The organism is Bradyrhizobium sp. Rc2d, assembly GCF_900099855.1.
GTDB lineage: Bacteria > Pseudomonadota > Alphaproteobacteria > Rhizobiales > Xanthobacteraceae > Bradyrhizobium.
The window spans coordinates 1-7,405 of record NZ_FNCU01000098.1; the positions used below are offsets into that span (position 1 = coordinate 1).

Sequence of the window (7,405 nt, forward strand, 5' to 3'; positions counted from 1 at the left end):
TTGTTCGCTCAAATCGCAGTGCACGACAGGACCAGAGCGGCGAATTACACGCTGGGAGCACGAGCATCTGCTTGAGGCTGTGCAGCAGCGCCTTGACGCAAACCCAGAAGCCATGCGTCAGCGTCGGGAGACGGTCGAGCATCCGTTCGGCACGATGAAGGCCCGCATGGGAGCGACACACTTCCTCACCAAAACGCTCCCAAAAGTAGCGGCCGAGATGGCACTCTCGGTCTTGGCCTATAATCTTACACGGGTCATGAACATCGTCGGGGCCAAGCCACTGATCACTGCGATCGCGATCTGAGACAGGCGCGGTTCCTAGCTTCCGGACCGATGCCTTTTGAAGCCGTTTTTACACGGCCAAGACCCTGAGCTGACATTGCCGCGCTCATTGCGCTGCAGCGCGGTACAGACAAGGCCCAAAAGCTGCTATACTCGCGAGCAGTCTCTGGCTGGAGCAGCACATGAGACGACGCGAATATCACATTACTCGGCAGCACGGCTGCGATGTGGCCACGCCTAGCGCGCGCGCAACGGCCGCATCGCATCCCCAAAATTGGCGTCCTCTGGCATGCCGCCAACATCGAAGAAGAAACTCCATACTATCAGTCACTGGTTGAGGGTTTCTGGAAGCAGGGCTATGTCGACGGACAGAACATAACGCTAGAATATCGCTTTCCTGATAAAGTGCCCGAGGTTTTCGACAGGATGGCAGCCGAACTCGTATCTTTAAAGTGTGATGTATTGGTTGGTGCCGGGGCGGCTGCGCCGCACTTAAAGAAGGCGACCAAAACAATTCCAATAGTCTTCCTGTTCGGTTTTGACCCTATCGGAGCCGGCCTGATCGAAAACTTTGCACGACCCGGTGGGAATGTTACGGGATTGTCGAATTTTTCTGTCCAGCTCAGTGCGAAGCGGTTGCAGTATCTTAAGGAGATTGTCCCGACGGTTACGCGTGTTGGCTTGCTCATCAATCCAAACGTCAAAATATCGAGCCTCTATGTTCAGGAGGCGACCGAGGCAGGCATAAAGCTCGGCGTTGATACCCAAGGTTTCGAGGTCCGCGCGCTCGGCGATTTCGAGCCCGCATTTGACGCGATGGTAAAGGCAGGCATGCAAGGGGTGGTCGCTAACGGCGAAAGCTTGATCTTTCAGGCCAGGAAAGTGATCGCGGATCTCGCACTTGCGCGTAATTTGCCGAGCTGCGGCTACGTAAGAGAGCTTCTTGAGGCTGGAGGTCTTATCTCCTATGGAGTTGACCAGCGGGCGATGGCCCGCCGTGCGGCGGTTTACGTTGATCGGATTTTGAAGGGTGAAAAGCCCGCCGAATTACCCGTGGAGCAACCGACCAGATTTGAGCTGCTCATCAACCTAAGAACTGCGCTCGGTGTGACCGTGCCTCCTACATTGATCGCCAACGCCGACGAGGTAATCGAATAGTGCATACTGCAAGTGCGGTAAGACCGTTGTTGGCCCTTAGTCGAACCACGATAATCCCGTCGTGATGTCGGTTATCGTCGGTAGAGCAGACGTGTGGCCGCGCTCGCTTCGAAGGCCGCTTATGACCCATCGCGACAAAGTCCGCCCGAGGCTTCGATGTTGGCCGTGAGGAGTAAACCGGGCGTTGGCTTCCGGTGCTTCGGTGATAGTGTGAGCTGCGGTACCGAAGGAAGCGACAGCGGTTTGCACGCGGTCGATAGCTGCTGGTGGAACGCATGAGCACACTGGAGCCGCCCGAGACGCGCTATACCCGGAGTGGCGAATTAAACATCGCCTATCAAGTGATGGGCGATGGTCCGATCGATTTGATCTTCGTGCCGGGAATGATCACTCACGTTGAGTTTCTGCATGAAATTCCGGGCTATACGGATTTCCTGGACCGCCTCGCTACTTTTGCGCGGGTCGTTACTTTTGATAAGAGCGGGCAAGGCCTATCTGATCGATACCTCGGCATGCCATCGTTCGAGCAACGCATCGACGACGTCAGATCCGTCATGGACGCGATCGGATCGAGGCGCGCGGTGCTGTTGGGCTGCTCTGAGGGCGGGTCGATCAGCGTCATGTTTGCTGCGACCTTTCCCGAAAGGGTCTCGCACCTCGTGCTCTTCGGCGCCTTTGCACGATTTAGCAGTGCCCCCGGCTATCCATTCAGGCCGTCGGGAGAGGACATAGTGAACCGCGTGGACAACTTGTGGGCAGCCGGCTGGGGTACTGGGGTAACCCTCCGCCACTTTCTCCCAAGCCACGCGGATGAGCCCGATGTTGCTCGACGGTACGCCAAGCTGGAACGCCTGGCATTTAGTCCAGGCGCTCTCAAGATGGCGGCTCGGTACAACATCGAGATCGATGTGAGGGCCATTCTTCCTTCCGTTCGAGTGCCGACGCTGGTGATACACCGTCAAAACGATGTCATGTCCATCGAGAATGGGCAGTTCTTGGCCTCGCAAATTCCGGGCGCTCAATTCTTGTGCTACGCAGATTGCAGTGACCACCTCATTTTTCCCGGAGACAGGCCGCGCTTGTGCGGCGATATCGAAGAGTTTGTTACGGGTCACCGGGAGCTGACTGCGCTGGATAGCGATCGCGTGCTGGTGACGGTGCTCTTTGCCGATATCGTCGATTCAACTCGGCGGGCGGCTGAGATGGGCGATCAGGCGTGGCGCCGGGTGCTTGATGAACACGACCAAACGGCGCGACACATCGTGATGCAGCATCGCGGGAAGCTAGTCAAAACGACCGGCGATGGATTTCTCGCCACGTTCGACGGACCGGGGAGGGCAATCCGTTGCGCGCTGGCATTCGAAGCCGCAACGAGGCGCTTGGGTTTGCCTGTGCGGGCGGGGCTTCATACCGGCGAGATTGAGTTGCGCGGAGGGGATATCGGGGGTATCGCCGTACATGCCGCCGCGCGTGTAATGGCACATGCCGGACCAGATGAAGTGTTGGTTTCGCGAGTCGTCACCGACCTAGTTGCCGGTGCCGGGCTGAAGTTCTCAGACCGCGGGACTCACGAGCTGAAGGGTCTACCCGGCCGATGGGACATCTTCGCGGCGAGCGCGTAATCGAGATAGGAGTTAGTATGCGCAACCGTTCCTTTGCCTATCGGAGAAGCCGTCGCTCGCCGGTTCGGGGTCTGCTTCGCGTGGTCGAGCGAACGCGAATTGCTCGCGTTGAGCTTTTCTCAGTTTGACCCAAAGGCGACCTCATGAACTGGCACCAGATTTCTACGTTGGCGGGTCGATGCTGGACGGAACATTGGTGCTATGATTTTGCCGTCAAGGCCCGCTGAGCTTCTGGACCAGGGGATCATCCCTATGACGCGAAATAGCGACTTTGAAAATGCACTTCGCGAAAGTGAGCAACGGTTGCGCTGGCTCGCCTCCATAGTCGAATCCAGCGACGACGCGATTGTGAGCAAGAATCTCAATGGCATCATTTTGAGCTGGAACAGGGGTGCCGAGCGCATCTTCGGCTACTCGCCCAGTGAGGCGATTGGTCAGCCCATTACGCTTGTTATCCCTGAGGACCGGCAAAGCGAGGAGCGCGAGATACTTACTCGCATCAGGCGAGGTGAGCGCATCGACCATTTTGAGACTGTTCGCCAAACTAAGCACGGCAGCCTCATTGTCGTTTCGCTGACCGTTTCTCCTGTCAAGGATTCCAGCGGCAAGATCGTTGGCGCATCAAAGATCGCGAGAGATATCACCGAGCAAAAGAAAAATCAGGAGATGATCACGACATTGGCACGCGAGGCCGAGCACCGCAGCAAGAACATGCTCGCGAGCGTTCTGGCAGCAGTTAATCTTTCTCAATCAAGCTCGCCTGAAGATCTCAAACAGACGATTGTTGGGCGGATCGAAGCGCTTGCGAGGGTTTGCTCGCTCTTTGTCGCGACACGCTGGATAGGCGCCGATCTATCGGCGATTGCCGAACAGGAACTCGCTCCATATTCGGGGAAGGGACTGCTGATGGATGGACCGCATATCGTGTTAGAACCCGGCGTCGCTCAGGCAATTGCCATGACGCTGCACGAGCTGGCCACCAACGCCGCGAAGTACGGTGCTTTGTCCCAGTCCAACGGCCAGGTCCACCTGCAATGGTCGCACGAGGCTCGCGGTCAATTGGATCTACGCTGGACCGAGACAGGTGGTCCCGCCGCGCAGGAACCCACGCGAAAGGGCGTTGGTGGCCGCATCATTGAAGGAATGATCACTCAGCTAAAGGGAAAAGTTCACTTTGACTGGCGCAAAGACGGACTTGTCTGCGAAATTGCACTGCCGGTCTGAGATCGCAACAAGCCCGATAGAGGCGGGAGGGGTAAGTGGGAGATTGAGATGGATGATCGAACCGTGCGACTGGCGTTGGAGCGCCATTGGGATGCTTCGGACACGAGCGACTTTAAGACCGAACACGAGATCTATCACGAGGATGCTGTGCTAGATTATCCGCAATCCGGCGAGCGGATACGGGGCCGGCACAACATTCAAGAGAGCAGGTTCGTCCAGCCAAACAAGAAGCGTTTTACGGTCCGGCGAATTATCGGGAGCGGTAATCTCTGGGTCACTGAATTCGTGCTTACCTACGACGATATGCCATCATACGCGGTGAGTATCATGGAATTCCGCGAAGGACTGGTCGCCAACGAAACGCAATATTTCGCCGATCGGTTTGACCCTGCACCCTCGCGTGCGCATCTTGTTGAGCGAGTGAGCTAGCAACGCCCTGCCTTCGCGACTGCTCATGGCCCATCGCTTCCGTTGACGAAGTGCAGCGACATGTCGGTTCACAAGGGTAGGCCGGAAGTTCGCATCCGAGAGCCAAACCGACGCGATTGACCCGAATCGGATGTTTGGCAATCCGACAAGAGACGTCGTGCGGGAAACGTCGAACAGCTCGCTGCAAACAGAAGGGATGGCCCGCAGTTCAATGCAGCCTCACCCCCTCCATCCGGCCTTACCCAGACCGTCGACGAGATGCGCGTGGTCTTCTGGACGAAACCACGGAGCTCTGTTGCGGACATACATATCTAATGCCCCCGGTGCGCGCGAGACGGCCTTTTCCAGTTCTTCCTTCGCTTCCGCCGTGCGGCCAAGCTGGCCCAGCGCCGCCGCGGACCAGCGGTAGATCATCGGAAAATTCGGATACGACCGGATCAGGCGTTTTGCGGTCTCGATCGAAGCCTCGTATTCGCCGCAGAAATATAAACCGCACGCAATGTGCAACAAGCGGACTGCCAGATAGGGATCGCGGGGATCGAGCCTGATACACACGTTGAGAGACGTGACCCCCTCCTTGTGCCGTCCGGCAAAGATCAGCGTCGCGCCTCGATGGCCATGCGCGATCGCCAGATTTGGACTCATAGAGAGAGCTCGCTCGATCTCCGCCAACGCATCGTCAGCCTCGCCGCGTGCTTGCAAGGCCCAGCCAAGGCACGAACGGGCTTCGGCATCGGCACCATCGAGCGCGACCGCCCGGCGGGCCAAGGCCTCCGCCGAGTGTTGCGCGTCTCGCAGGCCAATCTTCTGGTAGAGCGCGGCCGCTTGCAGCTGGTACAGAGCGAGCGCGCTGTAGCTGCCGCTGAAGGTCGGGTCGAGATCGATCGCCTGTCTGAAGAATTTCTCGGCGCTCTCATCGTCCTCTGCGGTCGCTTTGCCCAGATGCCACAGGCCACGCTGATAGGCGGCCCAGGCATCAAGGCTGCCCGGCGGCCTGCGCATGGCGCGTCGGAGCTCGGCGTCTGCAATGGCGGGGGCGAGCGCAGTCGTCAGCGCTTCGGTAAGCTCATCCTGGACGGCGAAAATATCTGCCAGATCGCGGTCGTAGCGCTCGGCCCATACATGATTGCTGGTCGCCGCCTCTATGAGCTGCGCTGTCACGCGGATCCGGCTGCCGGCCTTGCGCACGCTACCTTCAAGCACGTAGCGGACGCCGAGCTCGCGCCCGACCTGTCTCACATCAACCGCTCGCCCTTTGTAAGTGAACGACGAGTTCCGTGCGATGACGAACAATGAGGGATAACGCGACAACGCCGTGATCACATCCTCGGCGATACCGTCGGAGACGAATTCCTGCTCGGGGTCGCCGCTCATATTGGTCAGCGGCAGCACGGCGACAGATGGCTTGTCAGGCAACGCGAGCGCCGGAATCTCGCGTTTGGGCGTCGCAGTCCGCGGGCCCGGGTCGATGATGATGCGGTAAACGTGGACGGGCCGGGCGATGTTCTTCAGAGTTTGCTCACCTGCTTCCTCAACGTCGAACGGCACCTTGTCGCGCGCGTGATTGAAGACAGTCTGAGAGATACAGATGCCGCCGGGTTCGGCGATGCTCTCGAGCCGGGCCGCAATGTTGACGCCGTCTCCAAAGATGTCATGGGCTTCGACGATGATGTCACCGATATTGAGCCCCACACGGAAGAGAATGCGCCTGTCTTCCGCGTCGTCGCAGGTAAGTGCGTTGATGCGGGACTGAAACTGCATGGCAGCCCGCACCGCTTCGACCGCACTTGGAAACTCAGCCAAAAACCCGTCGCCGGTGTTCTTCACGATGCGGCCGCCGTGCTGCGCAATTGCGGGCTCGATACCTCCGGCGAGAAGGGCCGTCAGCTTGGCGTGTGTCGCCTCTTCGTCATTGTGCATGAGCCGAGAATAGCCGGCCACGTCGGCGGCCAAGATCGCTGATAATCTTCGCTCGACTCGGACCCGCTCTTGCACCATGGCCGCACCAGGCCCCACCGACCCACCATACTCTAAACGGATCAGAGCGCAGCGCCAAACGCGCTTTGACTTTCGGTCATGCGCTAAGTTGAAACGTCAACTGTGCTGACCCGGGGTGCGCCTGAGCTGACCCGCGGTGCGCACCAGATAGAGATCGAGTCCGGGCCGCCAATGTCGCCTTCTGGCCCGAAGGCGAAGATCGCGATGGCGCCGGGCACGTCGGCAGCTGGGGCCAGACCGGACGTGGTGGTGACGCGGCCAAATCGACGCGAATGACCCATACCGGAAATGCCGAACTTGCATACTGAGACCGGGATCTCCCTATTTTCTACACCTCGTTCTTTGAAAGCGGACAGGCAAGGGCATCCGGATCGCTCCGCAGGGATATTAGCTGCTGAGACCCGAGCGGACATCAACGTTCCGTAATTCTGATTTGCGCGCAGCGACAGATCACCTCCGCCGCAACCTACAAGGCCATCGATCTCACGCGGACGTAGGAACCGGGCGCGGTTTCGATAATCGGCAACCCACCGCTGCCGGGGTCGCGAGCCGGAACGCGGCCTTCGTCAAATTGGGTTACCCATTCGTCCCAAAGCGGCCACCACGACCGTTGACAAGGCGCAGCGTTGACGAACCATTCGTCTGGACTGGGCGGCAAATCGTCGTTCACCCAATGCCCGTATTTGGTGCCT

General features: G+C 58.7%; 6 protein-coding genes and 1 pseudogene. 5 read left to right on the plus strand and 2 right to left on the minus strand.

Going from position 1 to position 7,405, the window contains the following annotated elements:
- The 5 genes from BLV07_RS45360 to BLV07_RS45380 all read left to right on the plus strand — a co-directional run.
- On the plus strand, positions 1-304 hold a 304-nt coding region (locus BLV07_RS45360; protein ID WP_143035750.1), incomplete at its 5' end, for a transposase.
- A 203-nt stretch (positions 305-507) separates the two neighbouring features.
- Entirely contained in the window at positions 508-1,440 is a 933-nt protein-coding gene (locus BLV07_RS45365; RefSeq protein WP_091899090.1) for an ABC transporter substrate-binding protein, read from the plus strand.
- A 275-nt stretch (positions 1,441-1,715) separates the two neighbouring features.
- Positions 1,716-3,062 carry an adenylate/guanylate cyclase domain-containing protein gene (locus BLV07_RS45370; RefSeq protein ID WP_091899091.1) on the plus strand — a complete coding sequence of 449 codons (1,347 nt, stop codon included), beginning with the start codon at positions 1,716-1,718 and terminating at the stop codon, positions 3,060-3,062.
- A gap of 252 nt (positions 3,063-3,314) precedes the next feature.
- Positions 3,315-4,286: a PAS domain S-box protein gene (locus BLV07_RS45375; RefSeq protein WP_244551466.1), complete on the plus strand. Its 972-nt coding sequence runs from the start codon at positions 3,315-3,317 to the stop codon at positions 4,284-4,286.
- Positions 4,287-4,334: 48 nt separating this feature from the next.
- Positions 4,335-4,715, plus strand: a complete 381-nt coding sequence (locus BLV07_RS45380; RefSeq protein ID WP_091899093.1) for a nuclear transport factor 2 family protein — start codon at positions 4,335-4,337, stop codon at positions 4,713-4,715.
- A 219-nt stretch (positions 4,716-4,934) separates the two neighbouring features.
- Here the strand turns inward: BLV07_RS45380 and BLV07_RS45385 are convergent, their stop codons facing one another.
- Together BLV07_RS45385 and BLV07_RS48465 are read right to left on the minus strand one after the other, a co-directional pair.
- Complete coding sequence (locus BLV07_RS45385) at positions 4,935-6,668, minus strand: adenylate/guanylate cyclase domain-containing protein (RefSeq protein WP_176946197.1); 1,734 nt, start codon at positions 6,666-6,668, stop codon at positions 4,935-4,937.
- A 511-nt stretch (positions 6,669-7,179) separates the two neighbouring features.
- Positions 7,180-7,405: pseudogene (locus BLV07_RS48465) on the minus strand (class I poly(R)-hydroxyalkanoic acid synthase); the annotation flags it as partial.